This is a genomic window from Mesorhizobium sp. M1338 (genome assembly GCF_040318045.1).
Lineage (GTDB): Bacteria > Pseudomonadota > Alphaproteobacteria > Rhizobiales > Rhizobiaceae > Mesorhizobium.
Window position 1 is genome coordinate 231,962 of sequence record NZ_JAMYLL010000004.1, and the last position, 16,556, is coordinate 248,517.

The following is a 16,556-nucleotide window of genomic DNA, read 5'->3' on the forward strand; positions in this document are numbered from 1 at the left end:
GCGCGCGGCCATCGCAATTGCGAGTAAAATGAGCAGCGCGGAATTCAAAAAGTCATGATCGCCAGGGCGACTGGCGGACCACGCCGCTTCCCCGTCAGCGCTGCTGCAGCGCGAGCCGAACACCCAGAGCACAGTAGATGCCGCCAACAACCTTGCCTTGCCATTTCAGCACCGTCGGATTTCGGCGGAGGAACACGCCGAGCCGACCGGCACTCACTGCAAAGACGACCGTGCTGAAAAGGCCGAGTAAGACGAAGATAACCCCCAATGTGGCCAACTGAAGTATTATCGATCCGTTTTCAGGCCGCACGAACTGAGGCAGGAAAGCGAGAAAGAAAAGCGCTGTCTTGGGGTTGAGCACTTCGGTCAGGACAGCCTGTCGAAACGCCTTGCCGGCGGAGATCGCGAGCGCGCCTGCAGCCGGGTTGGCCGGTGTCTTCTCAGTGATCGCGCGAATGCCGAGATAAACCAGGTAGGCCGCGCCCATGTATTTTATGAGGCTGAACAGCGTCGCCGACGTGGCGATGATCGCCGAGATGCCGACCATCGCCATGACGGTGTGAAACACATCGCCGGCCGCGATCCCCGCGCCGGTGGCGATGCCAACCTTGGTTCCGGAGCTCGTTGCCCGCGCTATGGTAAGGAGCGTGGCTGGGCCCGGAATAAAGACGAAGCCGAGCACAACCGCGACATAAGCGATCAATGTAGCGAGATCGATCATCGGTCGATTTCTCCCGTAAGCTGCAGCTTGCCCATCACCTTCAGTGCAAACGAATAGGTATAGGCGATTTCCTCCAGTCGCGAAAACCGGCCGGAGGCACCGGCGTGTCCGGAATCCATGTTGATCTTGAACAGCACCGGATTGTCCCCGCTCTTGCGGTCGCGCAGCCGCGCCACCCATTTGGCCGGTTCCCAATAGGTGACCCGCGGATCGGTGAGTCCGGCCAGCGCCAGGATCGGCGGATAGTTGAGCGCGGCGACATTGTCATAAGGCGAATAGGCGGCAATGGTCCGGTAATCGTCTGCCGACGCGATCGGATTGCCCCATTCAGGCCATTCCGGCGGCGTCAGTGGCAGGCTGGCGTCGAGCATCGTCGTCAGCACATCGACGAACGGAACCTCGGCGACGATGCCGCCGAAACAGTCCGGCGCCATGTTGGCGACGGCGCCCATCAGCATGCCGCCGGCCGAACCGCCTTGCGCGACGATGCGGTCATGCGCGGTGTAGCGCTCGGCAACAAGGTGGCGCGCACAGGCGATGAAATCCGTGAACGTGTTCATCTTGTGCGCCCGCTTGCCGTCGTCGTACCAGCCATAGCCCTTGTCCTTGCCGCCGCGGACGTGGGCGATGGCGAAGACAAAGCCGCGGTCGACCAGTGAAAACCAGTTGGTGTTGAAAGCGGCCGGCACGGCGATGCCATAGGAGCCGTAGCCGTAGAGCAGGCAAGGCGCGGATCCATCCAGCGGCGTGTCGCGGTGGTGCAAGAGCGAGATCGGCACCAGTTCGCCATCGCTGGCCGGCGCCATAAGCCGCCGCGTGACATAGTGGTCCGCATCATGGCCGGACGGCACTTCCTGGGTCTTGAGCAGCACCCGCTCGCGAGTGCGCATATTGTAGTCGAACACCTGGGCCGGCGTCGTCATCGACGAATAGGAAAAGCGCATGATCTCGGTGTCGTACTCATAGGAACCCGACAGGCCGAGCGAGAAAGCCTCCTCGTCCAGGGACAAAAGATGCTCTTCGCCGCTGGTGCGGTCGCGCACGACGATGCGTGGCAGGCCTTCCTTGCGTTCGAGCCGGACCATGTGATCCCTGAAGCCGATTACCGACAGGATCAGCCGGCCGGGCTCGTGCGGCACCAGTTCCTGCCAGTTGGCGCGCACCGGATCGCTTGCCGGCGCCGTCATGATCTTGAAGTCCTTGGCGCCGTCGGCATTGGTCAGGATGAAGAAGATGTCGCCGCCTTCTTCCAGATCATACTGGAGGCCAATCTCGCGCGGCGAGACTAGTTTCGGTTCGGCAAACGGATCATTGGCGCGCATCAGGCGGTATTCCGACGTCTCGTGATCGTTGATGCCGATCATGATCCATTCGTTGTTGCGGGTGCCGTCGACATTCATGAAGAAACCGGGATCGGTTTCCTCATAGACCAGCCGGTCGCTTTCCGGGCTGGTGCCCAGCGCATGGAACAGCACCTTGGACGGGCGATGGTTGGGGTCGAGACGGGTGTAGAAGAAGCCGTCATTGCGGGCGTTCCAGACGCCGGAACCGCCGGTGTCGGAAATCTGGTCGGCAAGCTCCTTGCCATCGGCAAGGTCGCGCACGCGAAGCGTGTAGAATTCGGAGCCCTTGTCGTCGAATGCCCACAAAAGCTTGGCGTGGTCGGCCGAGTGATCGACGCCGCCAAGACGGAAATAGGGCTTGCCTTCGGCCTCCGCGTCGCCATCGAGCAGGATATGCTCGGCGCCACCGTCGCGCGGCATGCGGAAATAGCGCGGCTGCTCGCCGCCAAGCTTGAAGGACGAACCATAGGCATAGGGCCCATCCTTCATCGGCACGGAAGAATCGTCTTCCTTGATGCGGCCCTTCATCTCCTGGAAAAGCTGCTTTTGCAGCTCGACCGTGTCGGCCATCAGCTTTGACTGGTAGGCGTTCTCCGCCTCGAGTTCGGCGCGTATCCCCGCATCGAGCAATGACGGATCCCGGAACATCTCCTGCCAGTTGTCTGCCCGCAGCCAGGCATAGTCGTCGGTTCGTGTGATGCCGTGATGCGTGTCGAAAACCGGCCGCTTCTCGGGCGTTGGCGGGCTTACGATCGGAAATGCGGATGTCTTGGTCATTGCGTCTCGCTTTGCCGGTATGTTGATTGGGGAAGTATCTTGAATGGGAATGAACACGTCGATCAGGGCGGGTTCAAGAGCCGTGGCGTATAGGTTGTGTCGGCTCCAGAAGATGAACCGGGAGGAGAGATGATGACTATTTGGTCCCGGACTGCCGCGGCTTTCGCCGTTGCTTCGGTAACTCTGGCCTTAGCCGGCCAGTCTCATGCGACCGTATTCGCGGCTTGGCAAGTGGCCAATGTGCCGTTTGGCGACACGCTCAATGTGCGCAAATACCCTTCGGGCACGTCCCAGAACCAGGCGGCATACCCAAATGGGACTGTTCTGCGGATGACCGGACGATGCACGGCGTGTCGCGTGATTGCTTTCGCGACGGTGGCAACCTGTGGTTTTGAGTGCGGGCGTGAACAACCAAGTTTGCGCGTGCAATAGCCAAGAAAAATCAAGCATTGAAACCTGATTTGTGAGTTACCGCGAATGTAATGGAGAGCTGACGTGGCGTCAGCCGTTGCTCGTTGGCGCGAGAAATATCGATAAATTACACGATGCACGAAAGATTGAAGCTGATCGGGGAATGATTGACCAGCATCGTTCAATATAGCGCAAAGGGTGAATTGACTTACTTGGTCCGCAGGGTCATTGATGTGCCTGTGACACGAATCGCAGAAGCTCTAGCTGCACAAAATTCGTGCAATGCCCTGGCTGTAAAAAGGGCGCAGATCGAAGTAACTCTTGTTGGGGCCTGAAGACCATGGATATTGTCGAAACACCTTCCAGAAACAGCGATGCGCTGATCGAGTTGACCGCCGATGTGGTGGCCGCCTATGTCAGCAACAATCCCGTGCCGGTCGGCGAATTGCCGAGCTTGATATCCGACGTCCATGCCGCGCTCGGCCGTGTGGGCGGAACCGCCGAACAGCCGCCTGCCGACAAGCAAAAGCCGGCGGTCAACCCGAAGCGCTCGGTTCATGACGACTACATTGTCTGCCTTGAAGACGGCAAGAAGTTCAAGTCGCTGAAGCGCCACCTGATGACCCACTATGACCTGACGCCGGATCAGTATCGCGAAAAGTGGAACCTCGACCCGACCTATCCGATGGTTGCACCCAACTATGCCGCTGCCCGGTCCCAGTTGGCCAAGAAGATGGGCCTCGGCCGCAAGCGCAAGGCGCGGTAATCGCTGCCAGCAGACTTATCGACCCAAACGGCGCCTTCGGGCGCCGTTTGATCTTGCTGGGCGGTAGCGCTGATCGAGCGGAGCAATTCCAGCAAGAGCGTGTGAAACGCTTTCAGGCGGTTTGCTTGAGCGCCGCCTCGGCGTCGCGCTTGATGCGCTTGACCATCGAGCGGAGGCCATTGGCGCGCTGCGGCGACAGATGCTCGTCGAGGCCGAGCTCTTTCAATGTCGCTTCCGCGTCGGTCTTCTGGATTTCGCTGGCGGCCCTGCCGGAAAACAGCGCCAGCATGATCGCGACCAGTCCACGCACGATATGAGCGTCCGAATCGCCGGTGAAGGTGATGACCGGATCAGCTCCAGGCCCCTGTTCGGTGGTCAGCCAGACCTGACTGACGCAGCCCGGCACCTTGTTGGCGGCGCTGCGCTCCTCGTCCGGAAACGGCGGCAGTGCCTCGCCGAGTTCGATGACGTAACGATAGCGGTCTTCCCATTCCTCAAGGAACGAAAAATCGTCGCGGATCGTCTGGATCGTGGTGGTCATGGCCCGGATATAGTTACGCGGCGGCGCCGCGTCACGGAAAAAACAAGGACACCCCGGGCGTCGAGAGGGCAGATAGCCCGCGGTGCGCCGTCGAAACGGCTTAATTCCGCGCCGGCAGGGTGACTGTCTCGGGCAAGACGACTTCCTCCGGCACGCTGCCGGTCATCGTCGATGTGTCAGGGCCGGCGGCGGACTTGTCGTCCAGCATCGCTGCCGCGATCTTGGCGGTCTCCCTGGCGCGGGCGGTGATGGTGTGCATCGCCGACTTGCCGGTCTCGCAGACATCGGGCTTGCGTTCGCAAATGCCGGCGATGTCGCCAACCGCTTCGCGCGCCGCAAACAAGGCCTGGATCGGGCCAACACTTTCGCGGCCGGTTTCATCGGGGCCAACAGTCAGCGGCAGCGCCAGCAGCACCAGCGAAAACCAGAAAGCCATTCTTATCAGGAAGACCATGCCCTTGTCCTCTCGTCGTGACCGGATCATGCATCCATATGGCATGACCTCTTTTGTAGGCAGGATGTTGGCACACATGCGCAAAGGACGGCTTGCGGGCTAAGTGAGAATTTTCCTCAAATTTTAGGCAAATTCGAAACGCGCCGTTGCGCAATCGATTTGTCTCAAATCCGAATGATTTTTCTTAACGCGAAATAACCATCTATCTCCATGCTTTTCCTGCTTTTTCCTGAAAGCTGGGAGTCCGCGCTCTGCCAATGGGCACGGGTCGCCGAATAACCCTCCGTTTACTATGGCTGCATTTGCCCGGGCTTTCGGCTGCCGGCATCCCGATATTTGCCGCAGGCCGGGGCCTTGGTCGGCCCTGCCTTATCCATTCCTTAAACGCTGGATGCGAGTTTCAGAGCCAACCAGAACGATCTGCAAAGCAGAGCTGTCCACAACGATTACGGGTGCGTTGAGTTGAGTTCAATCAAGGCCAGATACGTTGAATTGCCTGGCGCGATTGCCGCCGGTTGCGAACGTATGGTCCATCCGTCCATCCTTGGGCGGAGCGACCGCGAGCGCCAGCGCCGCTTCATCGGGGTCATGCTCGCCGCTCCTTTCTTTGCCGCTGGCGCCGCGGTCACGCTGGTCACTTCAGGCATGGGCGCCGCCGTCACCATGGCCGCCATCTTCGCGGCCTTTGGCCTGTGCTGGTTCGTCGCCTTGCTGGTGGCGGCGACCGGCAAGATGGCGATCGCAAGTCAGCTCGCCCTGGCAGTGGCGGGCGTTTCTCTCGGCAGTCTCATTGCCGCCGCGGGCGGGCTGAGTTCACCTGTCGCCATGCTGGTCGTGGCATTGCCATTCGAAGCCTGGTGGATCGGTGCCTCGCGGCGTGCGGCACTTTGGGGAGCCGTATCGGCCGCCGCCGCCATTTTGGCACAGCCTCTGGCTGCAACCGTGTTCCCGTTCGCAGGAGCGCAGATTGCTACCTGGCACTGGCTGGTGCCATTGGCCTGGGCGCTCACACTGATCCCGCGCGCGTCGGTGTTTCGCGACACGACCGCCGCGGCCGATGTCGTGGACACGGCCGATCGGCTCGAAGACATCATCGATGCGGTGGTCTTGCGCGTCGCCCGTCATGGCGAGGTTCTGGACGCTTCGCCAAAGGCGCGCACGCTTTTGAAATTGCCAGCCGAACTGCTATCAGGAAATGGCTTCTTCGATCGCATTCATCTCTCGGATCGCGTCTCCTATCTCAGCGCCCTGGCCGACATGCGCGATGGCGCGCGGTCGCGCCGGCTCGAATTGCGCGTCAGGCTGCCTCAGAACGGCAATGGCCAAAATGACAATCGCGTGGCGGCCGACAATTATCGGCCGTTCTCGCTCGATCTGGTGCGGAGTGAGGAACAGGGCGACGTCTTCACGCTTGTCCTGCGCGAGAATGACGAGATTGCCCGGCTGCGCGAGGATCTCGCGGCGGCCAATGAGGCGGCCGCGTCCGCCGAGGTGGCGAAGGGGCGCTTCCTAGCGGTGGTCAGCCATGAACTGCGCACGCCGCTGAATGCCATCATCGGCTTCTCGGACATGCTGCTGCATGAGATGTTCGGCGCCTTCAAGGATCCGCGCCAGAAAGAATATGTCGGCCTGGTGAGGGATTCGGGCCAGCATCTGCTGGCCGTCGTGACCTCGATACTCGACGTGTCCAGGATCGAATCGGGCGTCTATGCGACTGAACCGGAGCCATTCCGGTTCGCCGAAGCGGTCGACATGTGCCAGTCCATGATGCAGCTGCAGGCGCAGGCCAAGAACATCGATCTGCGGACGCAGATCGCGCCGGACGCTGGCGACATCAATGCCGATCGGCGTGCCGTGCAGCAGATGCTCATCAACCTTGTCTCCAATGCGATCAAATTCACCCCCGATGGCGGCGATGTCGTCGTCGGCGCCAAGCGGATCGGTTCGCGTCTGCATTTCTGGGTCAGGGACACCGGCATCGGCATAGCCGAGGAGGATTTTGCCAATCTCGGCAAGCCCTTCATGCAGATCCAGAACGACTATACCCGCCGTTTCGAAGGGACAGGTCTTGGCCTTTCGCTGGTCAAGGGCCTAGTGGCCTTGCACGAAGGCACGATGTCCATCGAAAGCATGCCGGGCGAGGGCACCACGGTGACCATCAGCCTGCCGGTGAACGGACCGAAGGGACGCCAGGCGGAGAAAGCCGGCGTGCTGACCATGCCTGTGGCTATGGCGAAAGGGGACAGAAATGGCTCGCTCCGCAAGACAGCCTAAGAAGCCGGTCAAGCGCCCCAGCAATGCCCTTCAGGATGGCGCCGTCGCCGTCGGCGGCATGATCTCGCGCAATCCCGTCCTGGTGGGTGGCTCGACGGCATTCCTGGTGACGCTGTTCTACGTTTCCGCGAATGCCTTGTGGTACCAGCCTTTCCCGCATGCTGGCGCGTTCTTCGCGACCCGCAGCATCGAGGGCTTTCCGCACGCGGCGTCCGACGAACCGGAGACGACATTCAACATCCTGCGGCCATCCGGCGCGCCGGCACCGATCAAAGGCGATCCGGTGGTCGAGCAGGTGCAAGGCATACTCAAGGATCTCGATTTCTATTCCGGAACGGTCGACGGCATTTCCGGACCCAACACGCGCAAGGCCATCCAGGCCTATCAGCAGAAGGTCGGGCTCAACACGTCCGGCGAGATCGACGCGCTGCTGCTGGATCAACTGGGCGCGACGCCGAAAACCGCCTCCGTCGTACCCAGGCCGCGCCCGCGCCCGGATACGCCGGTCGCCGTTCCGGTGTCGTTACAGACGAATTCCGGGCAGACGAATGCCGACCAGGCGCCCGATGCCCGCATCGTCAAGATCCAGGCCGGGCTCAAGGCGTTCGGCAATGACGACATGCAGTTGGACGGCGTCGTCGGCGCGCGCACCAAGGCGGCAATCAAGGAATTCCAGTCGCTGTTCGGGCTGCCGCAGACGGGCGAGCCCGACGAGATCGTCTACGTCAAGATGCGTGAGATCGGCCTGACCAACTGACGGCTGAAACGACGGCTCGCCGAACGGCTGAAATATCGATAGAGCCCCTTGTTTCCATGCATGTCGTTGTTCCAAAACCGGGGCACATTTAGGCGACATGCATTAGCGGAGTTCTCTCATGCGCGTCACATCGGATCTATGGGTCTCGGCCCTGTTGCGCCGGGTGTTCAGCGCCGGCGGATTTGCAGCCGTGGTCAAGCGCGGCGCGACCGAGGCCGGTGCTGTGTTCGTCGTGACGCGGGGCAGGCTGGGCGAGGTTGCCCTGTTCGGCCCGGCGCCGCAGACGAGCTACGATTCGGCCAAGCCCGACGACCGGTTTTTCACTCTGCTCGGGGCCGGCGACGATGCCGCCGTGCTCGATGCCAGGCTGGAAAGGGAGAAAAAATTCGATCCCGACATCTGGGTAGTCGAGATCGAGGCGGGCACTGTGCCCGTCGAGGAGCTTATTTCCGTGAAGACGCCCTGAAGCCGGAGGAAGCCGCCGCATCGTCACTGTTCGATGCCGTGCGGGTATCGCTGTTTGCGGGTGCTGCGTCGCGAGCCACCCTTGAAAGGGTTTCGGCTTTCCAGAGCCGCACCTTGTCGGCGGCTGCTTCGCGATGCAGGAGCCGGTAGCGGTCGAGGAAGTTGCGGATTGCCTGCGGGTGCGGGAACTGGCCGGGATAGACCGCAACCGTGATCAGGAATGCCCTGTCCTCGCTGAGGTCGAGCGAGCGCAGTGCGGCAAGCAGCGAGGCATAATTCTGATTGGCGGTGAGCGCGCGCGCGATCGAGAAATCGATATCGAGCGCATCGGCGAGTGCGGTCTGGAAGAACGCGGCGTTTCCGGTCAGCGCCGTCTCGCGCAATTTCACATAGGTGTCCGCGCCCGTGAAGGGATCGGCGTTCGTCGCTGCCGCTTCGTCGCCAATGCGCATCATGGAACGCAGCCTGCGCCGTGCACTTTCGGCGGCAGCGCCGGCCACCTGTTCTCTGCTGGGCTCGTCGACGGCAGCTTCGGTGCTCGCAGGCGCAATCTTGTCTGCCGCGATGACGTTCGCTTCCGGCTCCCGCATTCGCACCAGAGTTGGCCTTTCGAGGGCCCGGATCAGGTCGGCTATGGTCGGGTTCAGGTCCTTGCGGCGCGCGATGGCGCGTGCATGCGGCAGTCCGTGCCGCCCGATCAGCGCGATGAGATCGATGTTGCTGACGGCGCGTGAGCGGATGAGCAAGGGAGCGGCAATGTCGACCGGTTCCTCGCAGAGACGGCGCACCAAAGCGGCGGGGGCATATTCGCATTCGGAAAGGGCGGCTGCCACGTAACGGCGAGACTCGACGGAGACATCGTTGAACAGCGGCAGCGTCAAGTCTTCGAGCTGGCCGATCTCACGGCGTGAAGGGCGGGTGAGCGAGCAGAATGCCGACACCGCGGCGCGGAACAGCCTTTCGGCCTTTCCTGAGTCTTTGCGTACCGCGATTTGCCTGAAGTCCGAAGATGACACGAAGGATACGCCCGTACTCGACACAATCTCGACCACGCTCCACCGGGACTATGTCGGTTTCGCGAGTGTCCGGTCAGGACGTCCTGACCTCAAGACAAAGGTCAAATTAGCGACGATCCGTTAGCGCTCCGTTAACCCTCTGCCGGCCTTAATGATATTTGGAGGCGTTGCGTTGTGCTCCGGGGAAACCGAGAGGAATGCGCGAATCATGGGCATGGTACTGTCTTTCGTGCCGAGAACGGCACCTAGCAATCGGACAAAGCAAACCGCCGAAATTCCGGCGGCGGTGATCATCTTTCCCGGCATCCGCTACGAGCGGTCTCATGGGGGCGACGTGCGGCCGGTCGATCCCGGCAAGCCAGGGTCGCCAGGGACCAAGCCGGTTCCGCACCACTAGAAGTCCTGCAACTCGCAGGAACTCTGCTCGAAGAAGCGCGACACGATCGGCTTCCAGCTGTCATCGGGTACGAAGGCACGGATGACGAAGATGCCTTCCTCGATCGGCGCTTCGACGAAGATCGCTCCCTGAAGCTCCTCGGGAAGGTCCTTGCGCACGTCGATCATCTGCGCCGGCGTCAGCACGACGGCATCCAGCGCGCCCTCAGTCGTGGTGTGGTCGTTGAAGGAATAGATGTTGTGGCCGCTGCGGTCATAAACCGACACCGACCAGAACGGAACATGTCCAGGCGCCTTGATGCGGACCATGCCTTCGCCCAGGTCGAACCGACATGCCGTAGCATAAAACAGCGGATCGACGGATTTCACCACGGGCGCGCCACCAGCCTCGGCATCGAGCCGGGTCATCTTGTAGAGATCCGACGCCATGGACAGACGCGACCAAGCATCGCGTTCGGAAAATTCAGGCACCAGAAACAGCACGACGATGTGCACGATGCCGGCGCCGAGCAGGCCGAGCAGGACCGCATGAAAAAGCCTGCGCATCGCCGCATGGAAACTACGCATCGCAGCCGACCTTTACGATCCGCGGCAGCGAAACGTCCGACAGGCCGGTGCTGCTGGCGATCGGCGTGTCGTAGAAGGTCAGCACGAAATACATCCTGCCGTAGCCGTCGGTCAGCAGCCAGTTGCCCGGCATCGGATAATGGCCGGCGGAAATGATGACCGAATTGTCGGGCTGGCGCACAACTCCATAGGATTGTAGTGCGGCTAGCCGGGTTTTGCCGGTTTCGACCACGCCGAGCGACTGGTCGGCGGCATAGAGCGTCCAGAACCGTGCCGTCGGAAAACCACCCGCGATCGTGTAGGTGCATTCGCGCCTGAGCTCGGCGCCGCCCGCGTCGCGCGCGGCCACGAAGGACAGCCCTTCGGCGCGGCCGAGCGCAAGCACGCCCTCGCGCGCCACGCGGGCCTTGGAATAAGGATCGGCGGACGGCGTGCCGATGTCGGGAAAGGCCGTCCATTGGCCGATCCGGATGGCGCCGGCACCATCCTGGACTTTCAGCGCATACCAGACGCTGCCGCCACCGCCGACGATGGCTATGGCAAGCGAAAGCAGTGTCAGGAAGGCATTCTTGAGCATGAAGGGCCGGGGACACGAAGAGTTGCGCTCGGGGATATCGCGGCGTGGGGCCCTGTGGCAAGCGGGCCGATGGATTTGCCCGCCCAAGCCAGTCGGAATGATCCGCCCAGTCGGAAAGGATCACAGTGCCGACAGCGTCTCCGGCGATTGAGGCGCATCGAGGGCCAGCGGCGACTGGAACAGTTTGGTCATGTCCCGCAGCGTCTGCGTGGTCCGGCTGGACAGCACCGCCGGCCGTTCAGCCGCGGCATCGGCCGCCGCCTGCGCGTCGCTCTTCTTCTGCGCTTCCTCGGCCTTGGCCGCGATCTCCTCGTCGACAAAGGGTTTGTCGATGCCCGGGATCGGCTTGAGGTCGATGTTCTGGTGCGCGTAGACCATCAGTCGCTGCCACACCATCGCCGGCAGCGAGCCACCCGTCATGTTCTTGGTCGGCGTGAAGTCGTCGTTGCCCATCCATACCGCCGCCGTGTAGTTGCCGGTGAAGCCGACAAACCAGGCGTCGCGGTAGGATTGCGTCGTGCCGGTCTTGCCGGCGACGACGATGTTGGGAAGTTGGGCCCGCCGCGCCGTGCCCATCACCGGCACCGCCGCCAGCATCGTATTCATCGATTTCAGCGCCTGCTCCGACAGCACCCGGTGTGGCGGCGGCGCATCCTTGGCGAAATCATAGACCACGTCGCCGGTGCGGGTCACCAACTGGGTGATGCCGTGCCGCGAGCCGACGAAGCCATTCTGCGCGAACACGCTGTAGCCCGTCGCCTGGTCCATCACCGTCATGCCGGAAGTGCCGAGCACCATCGTCTTGTGCGATTCGAGCGGCGACTCCACGCCCATAGCCTCGGCCATGGCCTTGATCGGGCCGATGCCGAGATGGTCCTTGGCCAGCCGCACCGGCACGGTGTTGATCGACTTGGCCATTGCCATGATCAGTGTGACATTGCCCGCCGAGCCGCCGCTGTAATTGTGCGGTGACCAGCTGCCCCAGCTGATCGGGCCGCCGGAAATGATGGAATTGGGCGTGAAACCGTGCTCCATCGCCGTGGCATAGACATAGGGCTTGAACGATGATCCGGTTTGGCGAAGCGCCTTGGTGGCGCGGTTGAACTGGCTGGCGCCATAGTCGCGGCCGCCGACGATGGCTCTGACGGCGCCGTTGGTTTCGATGACGACCACCGCGCCCTCGGTGACGTTATATTCCTTCCCGAACTGGCGCAGGTGGAACTCCACCGATTCTTCCGCCGCCTTCTGGATGTTGGCGTCGAAGGTGGTGTGGGCAACGAGTGAGTGCTGACCCGGTTTGGCGATCTTCTTGACCTCGTCGAACGCCCAGTCGAGGTAATAATCCGGGCTCTTCTGTTCGCCGCGATCGACGACATCGGCCGGGTGCAGCCTTGCCTGCAGAACCTGGCCTTCGGTCATGAAACCGGAATCGACAAGGTTGGACAGCACCACATTGGCGCGCGCACGCGCCGCCGGCAGGTTGATGTGCGGCGCATATTTGGTCGGCGCCTTGAACAGCCCGGCCAGCATCGCCGCCTCGGCGAGGTTCAGGTCCTTGACGCTTTTGCCGAAATAGAAGTCGGCGGCCGCCTCGATGCCGAATGTGCCGCCGCCCATATAGGCGCGGTCGAGATAGAGCTGCAGGATTTCCTTCTTCGACAGATTGGCCTCGAGCCACAGAGACAGGAAAGCTTCCTTGATCTTGCGCTCCAATGTGCGCTCATTGGTCAGGAACAGGTTCTTGGCCAGCTGCTGGGTGATGCTTGAGCCGCCCTGGACGACGGAATTCGCCCGCACATTCTCGAAGATCGCGCGTGAAAGGCCCAATACATCGATGCCGTAGTGATCGAAGAAGCGGCGGTCCTCCGTGGCGAGAACCGCCTTGATGACATGATCGGGCATCTCGTCGACTGGGACGGAATCGCGCTGGATGATGCCGCGCTGGCCGATCTCGTTGCCGTAGCGGTCGAGGAAGGTAACCGCGAAATCGCCCTGGGCGCGCCAGTCGCCGGCCGTGTCCTGGAAAGCTGGTACGGCGAGCGCCAGCATCACCACAATGCCGCCGGCGCCCAGCGTGAAACCTTCGCTCAACAGTTCGATGATGCCGCGGCGCCAGCCGCTGACGCGGAAGCGCCGCGAAAAAATCGTCGCGGATTCCCAGAATTGGCGCGCCTTGAAACCGATCTCGTAGAGCGAGGAATCGATCCACGCGTCGAGCGCCAGCAGCCGGGTGGCGATCGGCCCTCTTCTCTTGCGTGGTTCAGGACTGGCCATTCGGAAATCCGGCTAGCGATTGCACGACCTGAGGACCGCAAACCGGCAAATTCAGGGCGATGCACCGTCCCGACTATTCATCCATTTTGCGGACACCCACAAGGGCGGTGAGGACACAGCTGCACGGTTTGTTGGTGCAAGGGCAGGGGGGCAGGCATGAATGGCGACCGCCGCCGCTCGAAACCGAGCGCATCGCAATCAGCCTGCCAGAGCAGTGCCTTGAATCATCAAGCGAGGCTGCCGCGATAGCCGCCTTGAGCAGAACCCGCGCGCCGGTGACCGCGTAGGCGGGCTCCACATATTCCGCCTCGTTGTGGCTCAGCCCCTCACGGCACGGCACAAAAATCATCGCGGCAGGCGCCACCCGGGCGAGGAACAGCGCGTCATGGAATGCCCCCGATATCATCTGCTTGTGCGGCAGCCGCAGGGAATTGACGGCCTCCTCGACGGTTTTGACCATATCGGGAGAGAATGCCGCCCCGGGCATGTCGAACGACCGCCTGATCATTGCAGTGCAATGCTGTGCCCCTGCCTCCGCCGCGCAGACCTGGCGCGTTTCGGCTTCGATGGCATCGAGCCGCTCTACCCGCGGGTGTCTGATGTCGACGGCGAAGGCCACCGACTGCGGTATGGCGTTGATCGATCCCGGCTTGGCGGTGACCCGGCCCACCGTCAGCCTTGCGCTGCTGTCGAGCGGCATGACCGTCGTCTGCAGCCTGTGCATTGCGGCAACGGCCGCGACCATGGGATCCCTGCGGTAGGCAAGGCCAGTTGTACCAGCGTGACCGGCAGCGCCCTCAATGGAGACTTCCAGCCAGCGCGTACCTTGCACGGCGGTGACGACACCGATCGGCAACCGCTCCTTTTCCAGCGATGGTCCCTGTTCGATATGGAGCTCGATATAGCCGGAGATCGGCATGCCGAGGGGGCGAAGGGTTGCCTCTGGCAGGGCGGAGATGGTTGCCGCGAGCTCCTCTGCGAGGGACGCACCGTCGCTGCCGACTATGGATTGCCATGCGGAAATATCGGCGCCGGTGAAGGCCATGGAGCCCATGACACCCGGCGCGAACCGGCTACCTTCTTCATTGGCCCAGGCGACGACCTCGATCGGCATTCGAGTTTCGACCTTCGCGTCCTCCACGGCTTCGAGCGTCTCGAAGGCGGAAAGCGTGCCGAGCGCTCCATCGAAGCGCCCGCCGGTCGGCTGGCTGTCGAGGTGGCTGCCGATCAGCAGCGGCGGCAGCGTGGCATCCGTGCCCTCGCGGCGGATGAAGAGGTTCGCCATTGCGTCCTGAAAAACCGCGAAGCCGCGCTCGAGCGCCAATTCCGCCAGCAGGCGCCGGGCGCTGCGATCCTCAATGCTGAACGCCTGTCGGTTTACGCCGCCGGCTGGTGTCGCGCCGATCCGGGCGAAGGCATCGAGGCGGCCCAGCAGCCGCTCGCCGTCGATCTCCGGCACCAAAGTCACCGCTTGAGGCCTCGGATAAAGCCGTTCACCCGTTGCGGGTCGACTTGGTTCCACCACACGCCATCGTGCTTAAGCGAACTGGCGACAATGACGCCGTCGACGATGGCGAGGATATCGTTGGCGTTGTCGGGCGTCACCCCGCTGCCGACAAGGGTCGGCAGTCCGGCGGCGTCCTTGATCATCCTGATGTAGCCGAGATCAGCGGCGTGGCCAGTGCGCTGGCCAGTGGCAATCACCGCGTCGGCATCGAAGAACACCAGATCCTTGACCTGTTCCTCGACCGGCCGGTCGCCGACGATGGCGTGGGCGCCATGCTTGACATGCGCATCGGCGAAGATGCGGATGCCATTGGCCCTAAGCCTGGCGCGGAAGCGCATGGCGCGCGCCGCTTCACCTTCGATAAGGCCCTCATTGGCGACATAGGCGTTGGCCCACTGATTGACGCGGACGAAGGAAGCGCCGGAGGCACTGGCGATCGACAGCGCGGGAATGGAAGCATTGGCAAGCACGTTGATGCCGATCGGCCGGCCGAGTTCCCTGCGGATCCGGTCTGAGACGACGGACATGTAGGCGGAGGTTTCCGGCCCGATATCATCGGGCTTGGCAAACGGAACGTCGCCGTGGTTCTCGACGATCACGCCATCGCAACCGCCGTGCAAATAGGCTTTGGCGTCGTCGAGGCCACGTTGATAGATGGCCTCGACCGCTTCACCATCATAGCGCGGCGCACCTGGAAGAGGCGCCAGATGAACAACGCCGATCACCACCTTGCTTCTGCCGAAGATCGACTGCAGCGCATCATTCGTCGCCTGGCCGACCGGTTTTGAGGATTTTGTCATGCGGTTTCCGCTTCCGTCGTTTCCATGAGCAGTTTCATCTCCCGCCTGTCGGGGCAGGAGCCGAGCGTGCCGGCACGCCCGACCGAGATGGCTGCGGCGCGGGCCGCGGTCCGCGCGGCCGCGGCGCGGTCCATGCCGGCTGCAAGACAGCCGGCGAGGCAACCGCAAAAGACATCGCCCGCGCCGCTTGTGTCTACCACGGCTACCCTCGGCGCCACGAACCGGTCGATCCGTCCTTCGCCATCGGCGACTAGGCAGCCGAGCGCGCCAAGCGTCACGACGGCGGTTCCCGCGCCTTGACGGATTATTTCGCGGGCTGCCTCGTCAGGATTGCTCATTCCGGTCAGCTGCGCCGCTTCGCCTGCATTGGCGATGGCGAGACTGACGTCGCTCAAACCCGCTCTATGGCCGGCCGCAAGCGGGCTTGGATTGAAGACCGTCGTTGCCCCCGCGCCCCGCGCCACCTTTAGGCAAGCGGTCGTTATATCAGGGTCCAGATTACCCTGAACCACGACGATGTCGCCGCGTTCGAGCGATCGGATAAAATCGCCGTCGGCCAGGGGATCGAAGGCTGCGGCGCAACTGGCGCCGGTAACGATGAGATTCTCGCCTCGCGCATCGACCATGATCGTCGACCGGTCGCTGGGCAGTTGCAGCATCATCAGATGGCTGGCATCGAGCTCGCGGCTCAGCTGCTCTGTGATCCAGGCTCCGGCGGCATCGTTGCCGATCGCCGCACGGAAGCGAACATCGGCTCCGGTGCGCGCCGCGGCCACCGCCTGGTTCGCACCCTTGCCGCCAAGTCCATCGGCATGTTCCGATGCGTTCAGCGTCTCGCCCGCCGCCGGAAACCGGTCCAGCCGAAACGTCGTATCGACGCAGACATTGCCGACGACATGGACGCGCATGG

Annotated in this window: 15 protein-coding genes; 4 read left to right on the forward strand and 11 right to left on the reverse strand. The window is 62.5% G+C overall.

Features of this window, described 5'->3' with window-relative positions:
• Window positions 1–94: 94 nt before the first annotated feature.
• Both NKH19_RS06585 and NKH19_RS06590 read right to left on the reverse strand, forming a co-directional pair.
• Entirely contained in the window at window positions 95–721 is a 627-nt protein-coding gene (locus NKH19_RS06585) for a LysE family translocator (RefSeq protein WP_352871022.1), read from the reverse strand.
• Window positions 718–2,841: a S9 family peptidase gene (locus NKH19_RS06590; RefSeq protein WP_352871021.1), complete on the reverse strand. Its 2,124-nt coding sequence runs from the start codon at window positions 2,839–2,841 to the stop codon at window positions 718–720. Before NKH19_RS06590 ends, NKH19_RS06585 begins: the two co-directional genes overlap by 4 nt.
• 751 nt (window positions 2,842–3,592) lie before the next feature.
• Between NKH19_RS06590 and NKH19_RS06600 the strand changes: the two genes are divergently transcribed.
• Entirely contained in the window at window positions 3,593–4,018 is a 426-nt protein-coding gene (locus NKH19_RS06600) for a Ros/MucR family transcriptional regulator (protein ID WP_224696683.1), read from the forward strand.
• Window positions 4,019–4,130: 112 nt separating this feature from the next.
• Here the strand turns inward: NKH19_RS06600 and NKH19_RS06605 are convergent, their stop codons facing one another.
• Window positions 4,131–4,559 (reverse strand): SufE family protein, encoded by a 429-nt coding sequence (locus NKH19_RS06605; RefSeq protein WP_352871019.1) that lies wholly within the window; start codon window positions 4,557–4,559, stop codon window positions 4,131–4,133.
• Window positions 4,560–4,659: 100 nt separating this feature from the next.
• A complete protein-coding gene (locus NKH19_RS06610; RefSeq protein ID WP_352871017.1) occupies window positions 4,660–5,013 on the reverse strand; it encodes a DUF5330 domain-containing protein in 354 nt (117 codons plus the stop codon).
• A gap of 525 nt (window positions 5,014–5,538) precedes the next feature.
• On the opposite strand from NKH19_RS06610, the gene NKH19_RS06615 reads away from it, so the two are divergent.
• From NKH19_RS06615 to NKH19_RS06625, 3 genes are all read left to right on the forward strand, one after another.
• A complete protein-coding gene (locus NKH19_RS06615) occupies window positions 5,539–7,287 on the forward strand; it encodes a PAS domain-containing sensor histidine kinase (RefSeq protein WP_352871016.1) in 1,749 nt (582 codons plus the stop codon).
• A complete protein-coding gene (locus NKH19_RS06620) occupies window positions 7,262–8,044 on the forward strand; it encodes a peptidoglycan-binding domain-containing protein (protein WP_352871014.1) in 783 nt (260 codons plus the stop codon). Before NKH19_RS06615 ends, NKH19_RS06620 begins: the two co-directional genes overlap by 26 nt.
• 118 nt (window positions 8,045–8,162) lie before the next feature.
• On the forward strand, window positions 8,163–8,510 hold the full coding sequence (locus tag NKH19_RS06625; protein WP_352871012.1) for a DUF1491 family protein: 348 nt from the start codon (window positions 8,163–8,165) through the stop codon (window positions 8,508–8,510).
• On the opposite strand, the gene NKH19_RS06630 is transcribed toward NKH19_RS06625, so the two are convergent.
• The 7 genes from NKH19_RS06630 to NKH19_RS06660 form a co-directional block, all read right to left on the reverse strand.
• A complete protein-coding gene (locus NKH19_RS06630; RefSeq protein ID WP_352871010.1) occupies window positions 8,488–9,525 on the reverse strand; it encodes a hypothetical protein in 1,038 nt (345 codons plus the stop codon). The two genes, NKH19_RS06625 and NKH19_RS06630, sit on opposite strands and share 23 nt — an antisense overlap.
• A gap of 393 nt (window positions 9,526–9,918) precedes the next feature.
• On the reverse strand, window positions 9,919–10,488 hold the full coding sequence (locus NKH19_RS06635) for a DUF1254 domain-containing protein (protein ID WP_352871008.1): 570 nt from the start codon (window positions 10,486–10,488) through the stop codon (window positions 9,919–9,921).
• The gene (locus NKH19_RS06640; protein ID WP_352871006.1) at window positions 10,481–11,065 is read right to left on the reverse strand and encodes a DUF1214 domain-containing protein; all 585 of its coding nucleotides are present in this window, start codon (window positions 11,063–11,065) and stop codon (window positions 10,481–10,483) included. The genes NKH19_RS06635 and NKH19_RS06640 overlap by 8 nt, the downstream gene beginning before the upstream one ends.
• Before the next feature lie 120 nt (window positions 11,066–11,185).
• Complete coding sequence (locus tag NKH19_RS06645; RefSeq protein WP_352871004.1) at window positions 11,186–13,339, reverse strand: transglycosylase domain-containing protein; 2,154 nt, start codon at window positions 13,337–13,339, stop codon at window positions 11,186–11,188.
• A 73-nt stretch (window positions 13,340–13,412) separates the two neighbouring features.
• A complete protein-coding gene (locus tag NKH19_RS06650; protein WP_352982057.1) occupies window positions 13,413–14,807 on the reverse strand; it encodes a Zn-dependent hydrolase in 1,395 nt (464 codons plus the stop codon).
• Entirely contained in the window at window positions 14,804–15,646 is an 843-nt protein-coding gene (locus tag NKH19_RS06655) for a BtpA/SgcQ family protein (protein ID WP_352871001.1), read from the reverse strand. The genes NKH19_RS06650 and NKH19_RS06655 overlap by 4 nt, the downstream gene beginning before the upstream one ends.
• Window positions 15,643–16,554 (reverse strand): ribokinase, encoded by a 912-nt coding sequence (locus tag NKH19_RS06660; protein ID WP_352982058.1) that lies wholly within the window; start codon window positions 16,552–16,554, stop codon window positions 15,643–15,645. Before NKH19_RS06660 ends, NKH19_RS06655 begins: the two co-directional genes overlap by 4 nt.
• Window positions 16,555–16,556 lie beyond the last annotated feature (2 nt).

Excerpts from the sequence above, each read along its gene's own strand:
- NKH19_RS06585 (WP_352871022.1), bottom strand. The coding sequence starts at position 721 with ATGATCGATCTCGCTACATTGATCGCTTATGTCGCGGTTGTGCTCGGC.
- NKH19_RS06625 (WP_352871012.1), top strand. The coding sequence starts at position 8,163 with ATGCGCGTCACATCGGATCTATGGGTCTCGGCCCTGTTGCGCCGGGTG.
- NKH19_RS06600 (WP_224696683.1), top strand. The coding sequence starts at position 3,593 with ATGGATATTGTCGAAACACCTTCCAGAAACAGCGATGCGCTGATCGAG.
- NKH19_RS06645 (WP_352871004.1), bottom strand. The coding sequence starts at position 13,339 with ATGGCCAGTCCTGAACCACGCAAGAGAAGAGGGCCGATCGCCACCCGG.
- NKH19_RS06620 (WP_352871014.1), top strand. The coding sequence starts at position 7,262 with ATGGCTCGCTCCGCAAGACAGCCTAAGAAGCCGGTCAAGCGCCCCAGC.
- NKH19_RS06610 (WP_352871017.1), bottom strand. The coding sequence starts at position 5,013 with ATGGTCTTCCTGATAAGAATGGCTTTCTGGTTTTCGCTGGTGCTGCTG.
- NKH19_RS06640 (WP_352871006.1), bottom strand. The coding sequence starts at position 11,065 with ATGCTCAAGAATGCCTTCCTGACACTGCTTTCGCTTGCCATAGCCATC.
- NKH19_RS06655 (WP_352871001.1), bottom strand. The coding sequence starts at position 15,646 with ATGACAAAATCCTCAAAACCGGTCGGCCAGGCGACGAATGATGCGCTG.
- NKH19_RS06615 (WP_352871016.1), top strand. The coding sequence starts at position 5,539 with ATGGTCCATCCGTCCATCCTTGGGCGGAGCGACCGCGAGCGCCAGCGC.
- NKH19_RS06660 (WP_352982058.1), bottom strand. The coding sequence starts at position 16,554 with ATGCGCGTCCATGTCGTCGGCAATGTCTGCGTCGATACGACGTTTCGG.
- NKH19_RS06635 (WP_352871008.1), bottom strand. The coding sequence starts at position 10,488 with ATGCGTAGTTTCCATGCGGCGATGCGCAGGCTTTTTCATGCGGTCCTG.
- NKH19_RS06590 (WP_352871021.1), bottom strand. The coding sequence starts at position 2,841 with ATGACCAAGACATCCGCATTTCCGATCGTAAGCCCGCCAACGCCCGAG.
- NKH19_RS06605 (WP_352871019.1), bottom strand. The coding sequence starts at position 4,559 with ATGACCACCACGATCCAGACGATCCGCGACGATTTTTCGTTCCTTGAG.